We start from the raw sequence: 15,350 nt of genomic DNA on the forward strand, positions 1-15,350 counted from the left end.
CCACGAGGAGTCCCCGTGCCCGAGACCGAGCGCCTCGCCCTGACCGTCGTCGACGGTCTCGCGATCGAGCGCGCAGCCCTGCTCGCCCTTCTGCGCAGCGCCGTCCCGCAGTTCGACGTGCAGGACGGCGCCGGCAGCACCCCCGCCGAGACCGTCGTCGTCGTCGATCTCGACAGCGTCGCCCCCGGCGAGCTCGTCCGCACTCTGGCGCTGATGGGCGGGCGCTACCGCGGTCTCGTCGCCCTGTCGACCTCGGTCGCGCTCGAGACGGTCCGCGCCGTCCTGCGCTTCGAGCGGTCGGCCTTCGTCTGGAAGGGCGACGAGCCGGGCGACCTCGCGGCGGCCGTCGTGTCGGTGGCCTCGGGCCGCACCTGGATCTCGGAGGCGGCGCGCGTGCGCTTCCTCCGCACGAGCGAGGAGCGGCGGCCGGTCCTCAGTCCGCAGGAGAGCAGGGTGATGCGCTCCTACGGCGGGGGCACGGCCGTCAAGGCCGTCGCGCTCGAGATGCGGATCGCCGAGCACACCGTGCGCACCTACATCAAGCGCATCAAGATCAAGTACCTCGACGCCGGTGTCGCCCTGGAGTCACGGGTCGACTTCTACCGGCACCTCGACGGGCACGACGTCGCGCTGCGCAGCGGCGGCGACCGGATGCGGTCCCGCGCGCAGCAGGGCGATCGCGACGTCGGCGGCGACGGATCCGCGTGACGCCAGCAGGATCGCGTTGCCGCCCGAGCGGTGCTCGACGAACGGCGCCGCTCCGACCGCCGCGGTGACGGGCAGCAGCCGTCCCACCTCGCCGCGCAGCCGGTCCAGGCGCCGGTGGTCGGCGTCGTCCGCCACGTTGACGGCGAGCAGCCCGCCGCCGACGCGCTCGGCGATGCCCGCGAGCACCTCGGCGCGGTGGAAGGCGGCCGGGATCTCGTCTCCGTCGTACGCGTCCAGGACGACGAGGTCGAAGGATCCGGAGGGGAGCACCGCCGACGCGTCCCCGGCGATCACTCTCAGGCGGGCCCCGGCCGGCAGCGGGGCGTGCGCGAGGACGAACTCGACCAGTCCCTCCTCCAGCTCGACGACGGTCTGCTCGGATCCCGGCCGTGACGACGCCGTGTAGCGGGCGAGCGACAGCGCCCCGGCGCCCAGGTGCAGCACGCGGACCGGCTGCGCGGCCGGCGCGAGGGCGTCCACGACCGCCCCGAGCCGGGCGGTGTACTCCAGATCCAGCGCCCCCGGATCCGCGGGATCGATGAGCGACTGCTCCGACCCGTCGATCCTCAGCACCAGCGAGTCCGGGCGGACGGCGTCCGGCTCGAGCGAGACGGTCCGGCCGCCGGGCAGACGAGCGGAGGGAGGCATCCCGCCACGCTAGCGCGCGTCCCGCGCGCCCGGGTCGGCGCGGCTACGGTGGCAGCCATGGCCGCCCTCATCCTCCTGGACGTCGACGGCGTCCTGAACCCCTCCGTCGTCAGCGATCGAGCGGCGGGCGGGCACCGGCTCGTCCTCGACCAGGATCGCGCCGCCCTCGTCGCCCGTCTCGCCGCGATCGGCACGATCGTCTGGGCGACGACCTGGCCGCCCGAGCTCACCTCGGTCCTCGCCCGCGATCTGCGACTTCCGGAGGGGACCGAGGCGATCGTCTTCCGCGGCGGTCTGCCGCGCGATCCGCGCTTCCCCGGGCAGACGGGCAAGCTCCAGCCCGTCGCCGCCTGGCTCGAGCAGGCGCGCGATCGGCAGGCGATCGACGCGGTCGTCTGGATCGACGACAACCTGCGGGAGGACGCCTACGCCTGGGCGGGGGAGCAGGACACCCCGTTCCACCTCGTCCGCCCGGAGGCGGCGGAGGGCCTGACCTCCGACGAGGTGGCCGGCGCCGAGGAGTTCCTCGCCGCTCTCGCGCCGTCATCCGGGGTCATCGGGGAATAGGCCGCCCCCTCCCGGTGGTTATGGTCACTCCGGGCGCCCGCGGACCGAGTCCGCGCCGTCCGCTCGGCGGAGCCCCCGCTCCGCCCGGCACCCCCGCCGAGAACCGGCGCGACGACAACGTGAAGCATCGAAGGACACCCACCGTGACGCACCTCCCCGCCCGCACCTCCCTGCGCGTCCTGCTCGGCACCGCCGCAGCCGCCACCGCCCTCGTCCTCGCCGGATGCGCTCCCGCATCCACCGACGACGCGGTCTCCGGATCGACCGACGAGGGCACGACGGCCGCGAACTCGGGCCTGACGCTCGCCGAGGTGCAGGACGCCGGTGTGCTGACGATCGGCACCGAGGGCACCTACCAGCCCTTCTCCTTCCACGCCGACGGCGGCACCGGGGAGCTCACCGGCTACGACGTCGAGATCATCACCGCCGTCGCCGAGAAGCTGGGCGTCGAGCCCGAGTTCGAGGAGACCCAGTGGGACGCCATGTTCGCGGGTCTGGACGGCGGGCGCTTCGACGTCATCGCCAACCAGGTCTCGATCAACGACGAGCGCAGCGCCCGCTACGACTTCTCCGAGCCCTACGCCGTGAGCCCAGGAGTCGTCGTCGTCCCGACCTCCGACACCGAGATCACCTCGCTCCAGTCCCTCGAGGGCAAGACCACGGCCCAGTCGCTCTCGAGCAACTGGTACGAGCTGGCCCAGGACGCCGGCGCGCAGGTCGAGGGCGTCGAGGGCTGGGCGCAGGCCGTGGCCCTCGTCGAGCAGGGCCGCGTCGACGCGACCATCAACGACCGCCTCACGTGGCTCGACTGGTCGACGAACTTCCCGGACCAGGCCGCCGGCCTCAAGGTCGCGGTGACCACGGACGACAGCTCCGAGAGCGCGTTCACCTTCCCGAAGGGCTCCGACGACCTCGTGACCGCGGTCGACGAGGCGCTGGGCGAGCTGCGCGCCGACGGCACCCTCGCCGAGATCTCCGAGCGCTACTTCGGGGCCGACGTCTCCGAGTAGCCGGATCGGAGGGAGTCGGCGCGGCCGGCTCCCTCCTGCCGTTCCCGGGCCTCCTGCCGTTCCCGGGCCTCCCACGCCCGGGCCTCCGTGGCAACCTCGCGCGTCGACGCCTCGGGCGTGACAGCATTCCGGGGAGCGGCCCGCGCTCCGCCACCCCCGTCGAGAGGAGACGACATGGACATCGACCTGGTGCTCCGATCGTTCTGGCCGATCCTGTCGGGCGGTCTCGTCGGCACCATCCCGCTGGCGCTCGCGAGCTTCGCGCTGGGACTCGTCCTCGCCCTCGGCGTCGCGCTCATGCGGCTCTCCAAAGTGCGCGTCCTGGCCTGGATCGCCCGCGTCTACATCTCCGTCATCCGGGGCACGCCGCTCCTGGTGCAGCTCTTCGTGATCTTCTACGGGCTGCCGAGCCTGGGGATCAGGATCGATCCGTGGCCCAGCGCCATCATCGCCTTCGCGCTCAACGTCGGCGGCTACGCGGCCGAGGTCATCCGCGCCGCGATCCTCAGCGTGCCGAAGGGGCAGTGGGAGGCGGCGCACACGATCGGGATGGGTCGCGGGCTCGCCCTGCGGCGCATCATCCTGCCACAGGCCGCCCGGGTCTCCGTCCCGCCGCTGTCGAACACCTTCATCTCCCTGGTGAAGGACACGTCGCTCGCGTCCCTGATCCTCGTCACCGAGCTCTTCCGCCAGGCGCAGAAGATCGCCACCGCCTCGAGCGAGTTCATGCTCCTCTACCTCGAGGCCGCCCTGATCTACTGGCTCATCTGCCTCGTCCTCTCGAGCGGGCAGAGCCTCCTCGAGAAGCGATTGGACCGCTATGTCGCCCGCTGACGCCGCCCAGGACGCCCGGCCCGTGCTCTCCGTCCGCGGCCTCCGCAAGTCGTTCGGCTCGGTCGAGGTGCTCCGCGGGATCGATCTCGAGATCCGCCGCGGAGAGGTGATCGCGCTGATCGGCCCCTCCGGCTCCGGCAAGACCACCGTGCTGCGCTCGCTCAACAGCCTCGAGGTCCCGGATGCGGGCGTCGTCGTCCTCTCGGACGGCACCGCTCTCGACTTCGCCGCCGGCGTGGGCAGGCGCCCGCTCACGGCGCTGCGCGACCGCTCGGCGATGGTCTTCCAGCACTTCAACCTCTTCCCCCACCTCACGGTGCTCGAGAACGTCACGGAGGGGCCGCTGCGCGTGCAGCGCCGCCCCGCGGCCGAGGTGGTGCCGGAGGCGGAGGCGCTGCTCGAGCGCGTCGGTCTCGGCGGCCGGGGCGGCGCGTACCCCTTCGAGCTCTCCGGCGGCCAGCAGCAGCGGGTGGGCATCGTGCGCGCGCTCGCGCTGCGCCCCGAGCTGCTGCTGTTCGACGAGCCCACCTCCGCGCTGGATCCGGAGCTGGTGGGCGAGGTGCTCTCGCTCATGCGCGAGCTGGCGGCCGAGGGCTGGACGATGCTCGTCGTCACCCACGAGCTCGAGTTCGCGCGCCGCGTCGCCTCCGAGGTCGTCTTCATGGCCGACGGCGTCGTCGTCGAGCGGGGCGTGCCGGCCGAGCTGCTGCGCGATCCGCACGAGCCGCGCACCCGGCAGTTCCTGCACCGCCTCCTGAACCCCCTGGAGTGAGGCTCCTGCGGCCGAGCAGCCTGGGAAGCCACTCCGAGTGGCACCCTTCTGCGGGTGACCGCGCGCCTGACCGCCGCCGGAGTCCTCCGTGCCTATCCTGACCGGGTGACTGGGAGAAGCGACGCCGAGACCGAGCGGATGCCGTCCGCGACCGAGGGGTCCGGCACCGCGACCGGCCCCCAGCCGACGCGCGAGTACGTGTGGCCCGAGCCGCCGACGGGGTCCAGCACCGCGGTACCCGCTGCTGCTGCCGATCCGTCACCGCTGGGCTCGGTCGAGCCAGACCCCGCACCGCCCGCCCGCAGGGGGAACCGCCTCGCGGGGCTCGCGATCGCGCTGCTGACGACGGCCGTCTACGCCGCCCTGCTGCTCGCGGCGATCACCGCGATCCGGATCGTCGTGGACGCGGTGCCCGGCGACCCGCTCGCCGTCGCGCTCGCGGAGGCGCCCAGCCCGGCCTTCCTCGCCCCCGTCGCGGTCTTCTTCGCGGGCCTCGCCCTGATCGTCCTCGCCGTGAACCGCGCGGGGTGGTGGGCGTACGTCCTCGGCGGCTTCTTCGTCGCCGTCCTCGCCGGAGCGGCCGCGCTCGCCGGCGCCTGGTACAGCGTGGGAGGCGCGGCGCTCCCCTCCGACCGCGTTGTGCTCGTCGAGTTCCTCCGCGATCCGGTCGTGCTCGCGAGCGTCCTCGCCGCCGCGGTCCTCGCCCGCGAGGTGAGCGTCTGGGGCGGCGCGCTGATCGCCGGGCGCGCCCGCGGAGTGAAGCGCCGCAACGCCGAGCGGGAAGCCGCCGCGCGCTCGTGAGCGCGCCGGGGGAGGAGGGCCGGGGAGCGGGCCTGGGCTACGGGATCGCCCTCGCCGCGTTCGCCGCCTTCCTCTACCTCGCGCTCGTGGTCTGCGCGTTCGGCGTGCTGAGCCTCCTGCTGGATCAGGACGTCGTGCCCGAGCGCGACGCCGGACCGCTGCTCGGACCGGTGTCCGTGGCCGCCTGCGTCCTGGCGGTCCTGCTCTCGATGATCACCCTCGCGGCGCGCCCGTCCGTCACCCGCATCGTCGGGCCGTCGCTGCTCGCCGGGCTCGTCGCGTACCTGCTGTTCCTGCTCGTGGGCGGCGCTCTCTACGGTCTCGGCCGGCAGGAGCCGGGGGAGATCCTCGGCTACGCGCTCGAGCACGCGGGCACCGCGTTCGCGATCGCGACCGGAGTCCTCGCTGCAGCGGTGCACGTGGTGTTCCTGCTCCTGCTGCTGCGCCGCGACGCCGGCGGGCAGCGCCCGCACTGGGGCTGGGAGGGCGACGAGCGGGGAGTGAGGTGCACGGGCGGTCCCTCCGACCGTCGCAGCTCCCTCCTGCTCGCTGGGAGCGGACGCCGTCCGGTTGACCGGCCCCGTCACTCCCCGTAATATTCTTTGGGTGTGCGCTTTGGCGTGCGCTCCTGTCGTGCCTCCGGGCCCGCCGGGCGCCGCGCTTCGCTCCACCGGGTCCGCAAGGGTCCGCGGGTTCGTCCGATCGGGCGGCCCCCACGGCATACCCGTCCTCCTCCCCGCTGCCCCGCTCGCCGGTGCACCGGGGTGCGTCGGGTCCAGATGAACTCGGCCGCGTCCGGCGACGGACAGGCCGAATGTCGACCATCGATCCGCTGTCACCGTGCAGCATTCAAGGAGCAGATCAGTGCCAACGATTCAGCAGTTGGTCCGGAAGGGACGCACGCCGAAGGTCACCAAGACCAAGGCGCCCGCCCTGAAGGCCAACCCCCAGCAGCGCGGCGTGTGCACCCGCGTGTACACGACCACGCCCAAGAAGCCGAACTCGGCCCTCCGCAAGGTGGCCCGCGTGAAGCTCTCCAACGGCACCGAGGTCACCGCCTACATCCCCGGTGAGGGCCACAACCTGCAGGAGCACTCGATGGTGCTCGTGCGCGGCGGTCGTGTGAAGGACCTCCCCGGTGTCCGCTACAAGATCGTTCGCGGCGCCCTGGACACCCAGGCCGTCAAGAACCGCAAGCAGGCTCGCAGCCGGTACGGCGCGAAGATGGAGAAGAAGTAATGCCTCGTAAGGGCCCCGCTCCCAAGCGCCCCGTCGTCGCAGACCCCGTCTACGGCGCACCGGTCGTCAGCCAGCTCGTGAACAAGATCCTCCTGGACGGCAAGAAGGGTCTCGCCGAGCGCATCGTCTACGGCGCGCTCGAGGGCGTGTCCACCAAGAACGGCCAGGACGCCGTCGTCACGCTCAAGAAGGCGCTCGACAACGTCCGACCGACCCTCGAGGTCCGCAGCCGCCGCGTCGGCGGCTCGACCTACCAGGTCCCGGTCGAGGTCAAGCCGCACCGCGCCAACACCCTCGCCCTCCGCTGGCTCACCAGCTACGCGAAGGCCCGTCGCGAGAAGACGATGACCGAGCGTCTCATGAACGAGATCCTCGACGCGTCGAACGGACTCGGCGCCGCTGTGAAGCGTCGCGAGGACACCCACAAGATGGCCGAGTCGAACAAGGCCTTCGCGCACTACCGCTGGTAGCGCGTCCCGCGGCCGCTCCCGAGCGGCCGCGACCCCCGGGCCCGCAGCGTCAGTGCTGCGGGCCCGGCCCGGCGGCCGATCCCCGATCCCCGCGGTCGGGCGACAGTCCCACCAGAACCCCAGCCGATCGGCCATGAGCCCGTTGCGCTGGCTCCATCACCAATCGGAGGAACTCCGTGGCACAAGATGTGCTCACCGACCTGAACAAGGTCCGCAACATCGGCATCATGGCCCACATCGATGCCGGCAAGACCACCACGACCGAGCGCATCCTGTTCTACACGGGTATCACGCACAAGATCGGTGAGGTGCACGACGGCGCCGCCACGATGGACTGGATGGCGCAGGAGCAGGAGCGCGGCATCACGATCACGTCCGCCGCGACGACGTGCTTCTGGAACAAGAACCAGATCAACATCATCGACACCCCGGGTCACGTCGACTTCACCGTCGAGGTGGAGCGCTCGCTCCGCGTCCTCGACGGCGCCGTCGCGGTGTTCGACGGCAAGGAGGGCGTCGAGCCCCAGTCCGAGACCGTCTGGCGCCAGGCCGACAAGTACGACGTCCCGCGCATCTGCTTCGTCAACAAGATGGACAAGCTCGGCGCCGACTTCTACTACACGGTCGACACGATCATCAACCGCCTCGGCGCGAAGCCGCTGGTCATCCAGCTGCCGATCGGCGCGGAGTCGTCGTTCGAGGGCGTCATCGACCTGGTCGAGATGCGCGCGCTCACGTGGCGCGGCGACTCCAAGGGAGACGTCCAGCTCGGTGCGAAGTACGAGATCGAGGAGATCCCGGCCGACCTCGCCGACAAGGCCGCCGAGTACCGCCAGAAGCTGCTCGAGACCGTCGCCGAGACCTCGGACGAGCTGCTCGAGAAGTACTTCGGCGGCGAGGAGCTGACCGTGGCCGAGATCAAGGCCGCGATCCGCAAGCTGACCGTCAACTCCGACATCTACCCCGTGCTCTGCGGCTCCGCGTTCAAGAACCGCGGCGTGCAGCCGATGCTCGACGCGGTCGTCGACTACCTCCCCTCCCCGCTCGACGTCCCGGCCATCGAGGCCCACGACGTCCGCGACGAGGAGAAGGTCATCATGCGGCACGCCGACTCGACCGAGCCCTTCTCGGCGCTCGCGTTCAAGGTCGCGGTGCACCCGTTCTTCGGTCGCCTGACCTACGTCCGCGTGTACTCGGGCAAGCTCGACTCCGGCGCCCAGGTCATCAACTCGACCAAGGGCAAGAAGGAGCGCATCGGCAAGATCTTCCAGATGCACTCCAACAAGGAGAACCCGGTCGACTCGGTCACCGCCGGCCACATCTACGCGGTCATCGGCCTCAAGGACACCACCACCGGTGACACCCTGAGCGACCCGCAGGCCCAGGTCGTCCTCGAGTCGATGACCTTCCCCGAGCCCGTCATCGAGGTCGCCATCGAGCCCAAGACGAAGGCCGACCAGGAGAAGCTCGGCACCGCGATCCAGAAGCTCGCGGAGGAGGACCCCACCTTCCGCACCGAGCAGAACCAGGAGACCGGTCAGACGGTCATCAAGGGAATGGGCGAGCTGCACCTCGACATCCTGGTGGACCGCATGAAGCGCGAGTTCAACGTCGAGGCCAACGTCGGCAAGCCGCAGGTGGCCTACCGCGAGACGATCCGCCGCACCGTCGAGAAGTACGACTACACCCACAAGAAGCAGACGGGTGGGTCGGGTCAGTTCGCGAAGGTCCAGATCACCATCGAGCCGATGGAGGTCGAGGCCGACAAGACCTACGAGTTCGTCAACGGCGTCTCCGGTGGACGCGTCCCCCGCGAGTACATCCCCTCGGTCGATGCGGGCATCCGCGACGCCATGCAGGTCGGCGTCCTCGCCGGCTACCCCATGGTCGGCGTGAAGGCGACCCTGGTCGACGGAGCGGCGCACGACGTCGACTCCTCCGAGATGGCGTTCAAGATCGCCGGCTCGATCGCGTTCAAGGAGGCCTCGCGCAAGGCGCAGCCGGTCCTCCTCGAGCCGCTGATGGCCGTCGAGGTCCGCACCCCCGAGGAGTACATGGGCGACGTCATCGGCGACCTGAACTCCCGCCGCGGCATGATCCAGTCGATGGAGGACGCCACCGGTATCAAGGTCATCCGCGCGAACGTGCCGCTGTCCGAGATGTTCGGCTACATCGGCGACCTGCGCTCGAAGACCTCGGGCCGTGCCGTCTACTCGATGACGTTCGAGACCTACAGCGAGGTCCCCAAGGCCGTCGCCGAGGAGATCGTCCAGAAGAACAAGGGCGAGTAACTCCGCCCCTTCCCCCCGCCGCTCGACCGGACGGCGGGGGACTGGTAGTGTCGTGCGGGTTTGCTGCCGCCTACGCGCGTGGAAACCCGCACGACCTCTGCCGGTAACATAAGTACACAAAACCCCCGCAAGCCCTCATGTCCTCGTGCCGCCCCGTGCGGCGTCGGATGCGGATGCTTGCACCTAAGTCCTGAGGAGGACCCACAGTGGCTAAGGCCAAGTTCGAGCGGACCAAGCCGCACGTCAACATCGGAACCATCGGTCACGTCGACCACGGAAAGACCACGCTGACCGCGGCGATCTCCAAGGTTCTCGCTGACAAGTTCCCGTCCGCGACCAATGTTCAGCGCGACTTCGCGTCGATCGACTCCGCTCCCGAGGAGCGCCAGCGCGGCATCACGATCAACATCTCGCACGTCGAGTACGAGACGCCGAAGCGCCACTACGCGCACGTCGACGCCCCGGGTCACGCCGACTACATCAAGAACATGATCACCGGCGCGGCGCAGATGGACGGCGCGATCCTCGTGGTCGCCGCCACCGACGGCCCCATGGCTCAGACCCGTGAGCACGTCCTCCTCGCCAAGCAGGTCGGCGTCCCCTACCTCCTCGTCGCCCTGAACAAGGCCGACATGGTGGACGACGAGGAGATCCTGGAGCTCGTCGAGCTCGAGGTCCGCGAGCTGCTCTCGTCGCAGGGCTTCCCCGGCGACGACGCCCCCGTCGTGCGCGTCTCCGGTCTCAAGGCCCTCGAGGGCGACGAGGCCTGGACCCAGTCGATCATCGACCTCATGGACGCCGTCGACGAGTCCATCCCGGACCCGATCCGCGACAAGGACAAGCCGTTCCTCATGCCGATCGAGGACGTCTTCACGATCACCGGTCGTGGAACCGTCGTCACCGGCCGTGCGGAGCGTGGAACCCTCGCTCTGAACTCCGAGGTCGAGATCGTCGGCATCCGCCCGACGCAGAAGACCACGGTCACCGGAATCGAGATGTTCCACAAGCAGCTCGACGAGGCCTGGGCTGGCGAGAACTGCGGTCTGCTCCTCCGCGGCACCAAGCGCGAGGACGTCGAGCGCGGCCAGGTCGTCGTCAAGCCGGGTTCGGTCACGCCGCACACCGACTTCGAGGGCACCGCGTACATCCTGTCCAAGGATGAGGGTGGGCGTCACAACCCGTTCTACGCGAACTACCGCCCGCAGTTCTACTTCCGCACCACCGACGTCACCGGCGTCATCACGCTGCCCGAGGGCACCGAGATGGTCATGCCCGGCGACACCACCGACATGACGGTCGCGCTGATCCAGCCGATCGCCATGGAGGAGGGCCTCGGCTTCGCCATCCGCGAGGGTGGACGCACCGTGGGTGCCGGAACGGTCACCAAGATCGTCAAGTAGGTTCTTCCTGCTGATCTCTCGAGAGGGGTCGTCCGCTTCGTGCGGGCGGCCCCTTCCGTGTTCCCCGCGGTCGATCGTCCGCCGCCCAGGTCCGCTCGCCGGTTAGCGTGGAGCGCATGGTGTTCGTCAAGAGCGATCCGTCCGCCGCTGCGCAGTTCTTCGAGTGGGAGGCCGCCGGGCTGCGCTGGCTGAGCGAGGCGGAGCCGCGCGGTGGCGCCCGGTGCGTCGAGGTCCTCTCGGTCTCGCCCGGTCGGATCGAGCTCGCGACGGTCGAGCCGGTGCGTCCGACCGCCGCCGCAGCCGCCGACTTCGGCCGTGCGCTCGCGGCGACGCACGATCTCGGAGCGGAGGCGTTCGGAGCGGCACCCGAGGGCTGGGACGGCCCTGCCTGGATCGGCCGGCGCCGGATGCCCTGCACCGCCGAGGAGTCCTGGGGCCGCTTCTACGCCGAGCAGCGGGTCCGCCCGTTCCTTCCGGTCGCCGTCCAGGCGGGGAATCTCTCCCGATCCGGCGCCGAGACCGTCGAGAGGGCGCTCGACCGCGTCGCCGCGGGGGAGTTCGACGGCTCGGAGCGGCCTGCGCGACTGCACGGGGATCTGTGGACGGGGAACGTGCTGTGGTCCGCCTCCGGTGCCGTGCTGATCGATCCGGCCGCGCACGGTGGCCACCGCGAGACCGATCTCGCCATGCTGGCGCTCTTCGGCGCCCCTCACCTCGACGAGATCCTCCGGGGCTACGACGAGTCGCACGCCCTCGCCGACGGCTGGGAACAGCGCGTCGCCCTGCACCAGCTGCATCCGCTCGCGGTGCACGCCGCCGGCCACGGACCCTCCTACGGCGGCGCCCTCGTCGAGTCGGCGACCCGGGTCCTCGCCCTCTGACGCCCCACCGTTCGTCCAGGACAGGACGCCACACTGGGCGCGCGCGGAACGCCGCGCGTCGATCAAGGAGAAGTCATGGTGGATCTCGGGAAGCTCGGACGTCAGGCAGCGGAGCTGCTGCAGAGCCAGAAGGCCCAGGAGGCGCTTCGCAGCGAGAAGGCCGAACGCGTCTCGGACCAGGTCCTCGAGAAGACGAGCGACATCGCGAGCCGCCTCACCAAGGGCAAGTACGACGACCGCATCGAGGACCTCAAGCGCCAGGCCGACAAGCGCCTCGGCAACGAGTAGGGCCTCCTTGGCCCGCTCGGCACCCTCCCGTCAAGCGGGTGCCGAGCGAGGTGCCCCCGTCCTAGGGTCGTGCCGATGGCTGAGACGCGCGCGCAGAGACTCCGAAGGACCGACTCGAGCAGTCGCGGATACACCCGGGTCCGTGCCGGCTCCGGCTTCAGCTACCGCGACCCCAAGGGCGTCACGGTCACCGACCCGGAGCTGCGGGCGCGGTTCGACGCACTCGGCATCCCGCCGGCCTGGAAGGACGTCTGGATCGCTCCGTACCCCAACGGCCACATCCAGGCCATGGGCGTGGACGCGGCCGGACGCCGGCAGTACATCTACCACCCGACTTGGCGCGAGCAGAAGGACCGGATCAAGTTCGATCGGGCGCTCCGTCTCGCGGAGTCCCTCCCGAGTGCGCGCCGAGCCGTGACGATGGACCTCCGCCGCGACGGGTACGGCCGGGAGCGCGCCCTCGCGACGGCGTTCCGGATGCTCGACACCGGCTCCCTCCGCGTCGGCAGCGAGCGCTACGCGAAGGAGCACGGGAGCATCGGCCTCTCGACCCTCCTCTGCTCCCACGCCACCACGCACGGCGACCGCGTCGCCCTCGCGTTCCCGGGCAAGAGCCACCAGGCCTGGACGAGCGAGATCCTCGACAAGGACCTCTCCAGCGTCGTCCGCTCCCTCAAGCGACGCGGTCCGAACGCCCGGCTGCTCGCCTGGAAGGACGGCCGCGAATGGCATCCCCTCTCGGCGCCGGAGATCAACGACTACGTGCGCGAGAAGGCGGGCGACGACTTCACGGCGAAGGACTTCCGCACTCTGCACGGAACGGTGGCGGCCGCGCTGAGCCTGGCGCGGACCGGCCCGCAGCCGACCCAGCGCGCCCGCAACGCGGCGATCGCGCAGGCCATGCGCGACGCCTCCGACGTCCTCGGCAACACCCCCACCGTGGCGCGGGCGAGCTACGTCGATCCGCGGGTGCTGGACCACTACCGCGCCGGCGAGACCATCGATCCCCGCCGCCCGGACTCGGCCGAGACGACCCTCCGGGCCCTCCTCTACGAGTGACCCGCCGCCCCGGAATCCCGGGGGAGTGGAGGCCCCCGACGCGCGACACGCCCGGGTTGCACGGGTGGCTCATCTGTGGGAGACTCTTCTAGTTCAAAATTTTCGCCGACGCAGCGTGCTGCAGCCGGTGGAACACTGCCAGGCAGTGCCGAGACGGCATCGCTGAGGCTCGACCCGAGAGGGCGGCCCAGCCGGTGCGACATCGAGGCGGCGGGTAGCAGAACGACAACAACCGACATCTCACCGGGCTCTCCGTGCGTCGTGCGTTCTGCACGCCGATCGGAGCGCCCACGAGTGCGGCGCTTTTGACAGAAGAACATCGGTGCACTCCCGGTTCGCCGGAGTTCCTTCGCGAGCGCGTCCAATGCGAGGCGAGGCCCCACAGGCCCGTCGCGTACGACGCAATAACAAGAGAGTGAGAGATCACACATGGCGGGACAGAAGATCCGCATCCGACTGAAGTCGTACGACCACGAGGTCATCGACACGTCGGCGCGCAAGATCGTCGACACGGTCACCCGTGCCGGAGCCACGGTCGTCGGCCCGGTGCCGCTTCCGACCGAGAAGAACGTGGTCTGCGTGATCCGTTCTCCCCACAAGTACAAGGACAGCCGCGAGCACTTCGAGATGCGCACCCACAAGCGCCTCATCGACATCATCGACCCGACGCCCAAGGCCGTCGACTCGCTGATGCGCCTCGACCTCCCGGCCGACGTCAACATCGAGATCAAGCTCTAAGGGGAGGGGTAACACATGTCTGTCGCCACCAAGACCTCCAAGGGCCTCCTCGGCACGAAGCTCGGCATGACCCAGGTGTGGGACGCCGACAACAAGCTCGTCCCGGTCACCGTCATCGAGATCAGCCCCAACGTCGTGACCCAGATCCGCACCGAGGCGAAGGACGGCTACTCGGCCGTCCAGATCGCCGCCGGCGCCATCGACCCGCGCAAGGTGAGCAAGCCCGCCGCCGGTCACTTCGACGCCGCGGGAGTCACCCCCCGCCGCCACCTCACCGAGGTCCGCACCGCCGACGCCGCCGAGTACTCGGCCGGCCAGGAGCTGACCGTCGACGCCGTCTTCGAGGCCGGCACCAAGGTCGACGTCGTCGGCACCAGCAAGGGCAAGGGCTTCGCCGGTGTCATGAAGCGTCACAACTTCAAGGGCGTCTCGGCTTCGCACGGTTCGCACCGCAACCACCGCAAGCCGGGCTCCATCGGTGCCTCCTCGACCCCCAGCCGTGTCTTCAAGGGCATGCGCATGGCCGGTCGCATGGGTGGCGAGCGCGTCACCGTGCTCAACCTCAAGGTGCACTCCGTCGACGCCGAGAAGGGCCTGCTGCTCGTCAAGGGCGCCGTCCCCGGTGCGCGCGGTCGCCTCGTGTTCGTTCGCAACGCCGTGAAGGGAGCGTAGTTCCATGGCTACCTCTATCGACATCGTCGACGTCAAGGGCCAGAAGGCGAGCTCGTTCGAGCTGCCCGCCGAGCTGTTCGACGTCCAGACCAACATCCCCCTCATCCACCAGGTCGTCGTGGCCCAGCTCGCCGCGGCGCGCCAGGGAACCCACAAGACGAAGAACCGTGGCGAGGTCTCCGGAGCCGGCCGCAAGCCGTTCAAGCAGAAGGGAACCGGTCGCGCTCGTCAGGGCTCGATCCGCGCCCCCCACATGACCGGTGGTGGCGTCGTCCACGGACCGACCCCCCGCAGCTACGCGCAGCGCACCCCCAAGAAGATGATCGCCGCTGCTCTGCTCGGTGCTCTCTCCGACCGGGCCCGCGGCGGCCGCATCCACGCGGTCGAGACCCTCGCCCTGGGCGAGACCCCGAAGACCAAGGACGTCCTCGTCCTCCTCGAGGCCCTCTCGGTGTCGCGGAACGTCCTCGTGGTCCTCGAGCGCGACGACTTCATCGCCGAGCTCTCCCTCCGCAACGTGCCGTTCGTGCACATCCTGCCGTTCGACCAGCTCAACGCGTACGACGTGCTCGTCTCGGACGACATCGTCTTCTCGCAGGCTGCTCTCGAGGGCTTCGTCGCCCTCAAGACCGGCGTCGAGTCCAAGAAGGAAGAGGTGAACGCATGAGCCAGTCCGCCGCGTTCAACAAGGACCCCCGCGACGTGATCATCTCCCCGGTGGTCTCGGAGAAGTCCTACGGCCTGATCGACCAGGGCAAGTACACCTTCGTGGTGGACCCCCGCTCGAACAAGACCGAGATCAAGCTCGCCATCGAGAAGATCTTCGGAGTCGAGGTCGCGTCGATCAACACGCTGAACCGCCAGGGCAAGACCCGTCGGACCAAGTTCGGCACCGGCAAGCGCAAGGACACCAAGCGCGCGATCGTGACGCTGAAGTCCGGCTCCATCGACATCTTCACGAACGTCGGCTGA

Annotated in this window: 18 protein-coding genes; all 18 read left to right on the forward strand. The window is 70.1% G+C overall.

Features of this window, described 5'->3' with window-relative positions:
- Window positions 1-15 precede the first annotated feature (15 nt).
- Window positions 16-708, forward strand: a complete 693-nt coding sequence (locus AC0CID_RS18075) for a LuxR C-terminal-related transcriptional regulator (RefSeq protein WP_207403189.1) — start codon at window positions 16-18, stop codon at window positions 706-708.
- 705 nt (window positions 709-1,413) lie between these two features.
- On the forward strand, window positions 1,414-1,923 hold the full coding sequence (locus tag AC0CID_RS18080; protein WP_465227896.1) for an HAD domain-containing protein: 510 nt from the start codon (window positions 1,414-1,416) through the stop codon (window positions 1,921-1,923).
- Window positions 1,924-2,066: 143 nt separating this feature from the next.
- Window positions 2,067-2,933 (forward strand): amino acid ABC transporter substrate-binding protein, encoded by an 867-nt coding sequence (locus AC0CID_RS18085; RefSeq protein WP_465227897.1) that lies wholly within the window; start codon window positions 2,067-2,069, stop codon window positions 2,931-2,933.
- A gap of 174 nt (window positions 2,934-3,107) precedes the next feature.
- On the forward strand, window positions 3,108-3,767 hold the full coding sequence (locus AC0CID_RS18090; protein WP_465227898.1) for an amino acid ABC transporter permease: 660 nt from the start codon (window positions 3,108-3,110) through the stop codon (window positions 3,765-3,767).
- Window positions 3,754-4,539 carry an amino acid ABC transporter ATP-binding protein gene (locus AC0CID_RS18095; protein ID WP_465227899.1) on the forward strand — a complete coding sequence of 262 codons (786 nt, stop codon included), beginning with the start codon at window positions 3,754-3,756 and terminating at the stop codon, window positions 4,537-4,539. The genes AC0CID_RS18090 and AC0CID_RS18095 overlap by 14 nt, the downstream gene beginning before the upstream one ends.
- Before the next feature lie 105 nt (window positions 4,540-4,644).
- Window positions 4,645-5,340 carry a hypothetical protein gene (locus AC0CID_RS18100; RefSeq protein WP_465227900.1) on the forward strand — a complete coding sequence of 232 codons (696 nt, stop codon included), beginning with the start codon at window positions 4,645-4,647 and terminating at the stop codon, window positions 5,338-5,340.
- Window positions 5,337-5,936: a DUF6121 family protein gene (locus AC0CID_RS18105; RefSeq protein ID WP_465227901.1), complete on the forward strand. Its 600-nt coding sequence runs from the start codon at window positions 5,337-5,339 to the stop codon at window positions 5,934-5,936. The genes AC0CID_RS18100 and AC0CID_RS18105 overlap by 4 nt, the downstream gene beginning before the upstream one ends.
- A 268-nt stretch (window positions 5,937-6,204) precedes the next feature.
- Window positions 6,205-6,579, forward strand: coding sequence for a 30S ribosomal protein S12 (gene rpsL / locus AC0CID_RS18110; RefSeq protein WP_011186743.1), 375 nt, complete (start codon window positions 6,205-6,207; stop codon window positions 6,577-6,579).
- Complete coding sequence (rpsG, locus tag AC0CID_RS18115; RefSeq protein WP_056037355.1) at window positions 6,579-7,049, forward strand: 30S ribosomal protein S7; 471 nt, start codon at window positions 6,579-6,581, stop codon at window positions 7,047-7,049. The genes rpsL and rpsG overlap by 1 nt, the downstream gene beginning before the upstream one ends.
- Before the next feature lie 176 nt (window positions 7,050-7,225).
- On the forward strand, window positions 7,226-9,340 hold the full coding sequence (gene fusA, locus AC0CID_RS18120) for an elongation factor G (RefSeq protein ID WP_207403183.1): 2,115 nt from the start codon (window positions 7,226-7,228) through the stop codon (window positions 9,338-9,340).
- 206 nt (window positions 9,341-9,546) lie between these two features.
- Complete coding sequence (gene tuf / locus AC0CID_RS18125) at window positions 9,547-10,740, forward strand: elongation factor Tu (protein WP_055787051.1); 1,194 nt, start codon at window positions 9,547-9,549, stop codon at window positions 10,738-10,740.
- A 116-nt stretch (window positions 10,741-10,856) separates the two neighbouring features.
- Window positions 10,857-11,621, forward strand: coding sequence for a fructosamine kinase family protein (locus AC0CID_RS18130; RefSeq protein WP_465227902.1), 765 nt, complete (start codon window positions 10,857-10,859; stop codon window positions 11,619-11,621).
- Between the two features lie 75 nt (window positions 11,622-11,696).
- On the forward strand, window positions 11,697-11,909 hold the full coding sequence (locus AC0CID_RS18135) for an Rv0909 family putative TA system antitoxin (RefSeq protein WP_372490700.1): 213 nt from the start codon (window positions 11,697-11,699) through the stop codon (window positions 11,907-11,909).
- A gap of 75 nt (window positions 11,910-11,984) precedes the next feature.
- Window positions 11,985-12,968 carry a DNA topoisomerase IB gene (locus tag AC0CID_RS18140; protein ID WP_465227903.1) on the forward strand — a complete coding sequence of 328 codons (984 nt, stop codon included), beginning with the start codon at window positions 11,985-11,987 and terminating at the stop codon, window positions 12,966-12,968.
- Window positions 12,969-13,397: 429 nt separating this feature from the next.
- Window positions 13,398-13,706 carry a 30S ribosomal protein S10 gene (gene rpsJ / locus AC0CID_RS18145; RefSeq protein ID WP_005050520.1) on the forward strand — a complete coding sequence of 103 codons (309 nt, stop codon included), beginning with the start codon at window positions 13,398-13,400 and terminating at the stop codon, window positions 13,704-13,706.
- 15 nt (window positions 13,707-13,721) lie between these two features.
- Entirely contained in the window at window positions 13,722-14,378 is a 657-nt protein-coding gene (gene rplC, locus AC0CID_RS18150; RefSeq protein ID WP_207403180.1) for a 50S ribosomal protein L3, read from the forward strand.
- 4 nt (window positions 14,379-14,382) lie between these two features.
- Complete coding sequence (rplD, locus tag AC0CID_RS18155) at window positions 14,383-15,045, forward strand: 50S ribosomal protein L4 (protein ID WP_207403179.1); 663 nt, start codon at window positions 14,383-14,385, stop codon at window positions 15,043-15,045.
- Window positions 15,042-15,350: a 50S ribosomal protein L23 gene (gene rplW / locus AC0CID_RS18160; protein ID WP_055787071.1), complete on the forward strand. Its 309-nt coding sequence runs from the start codon at window positions 15,042-15,044 to the stop codon at window positions 15,348-15,350. Before rplD ends, rplW begins: the two co-directional genes overlap by 4 nt.

Source organism: Rathayibacter sp. AC451 (assembly GCF_979253095.1).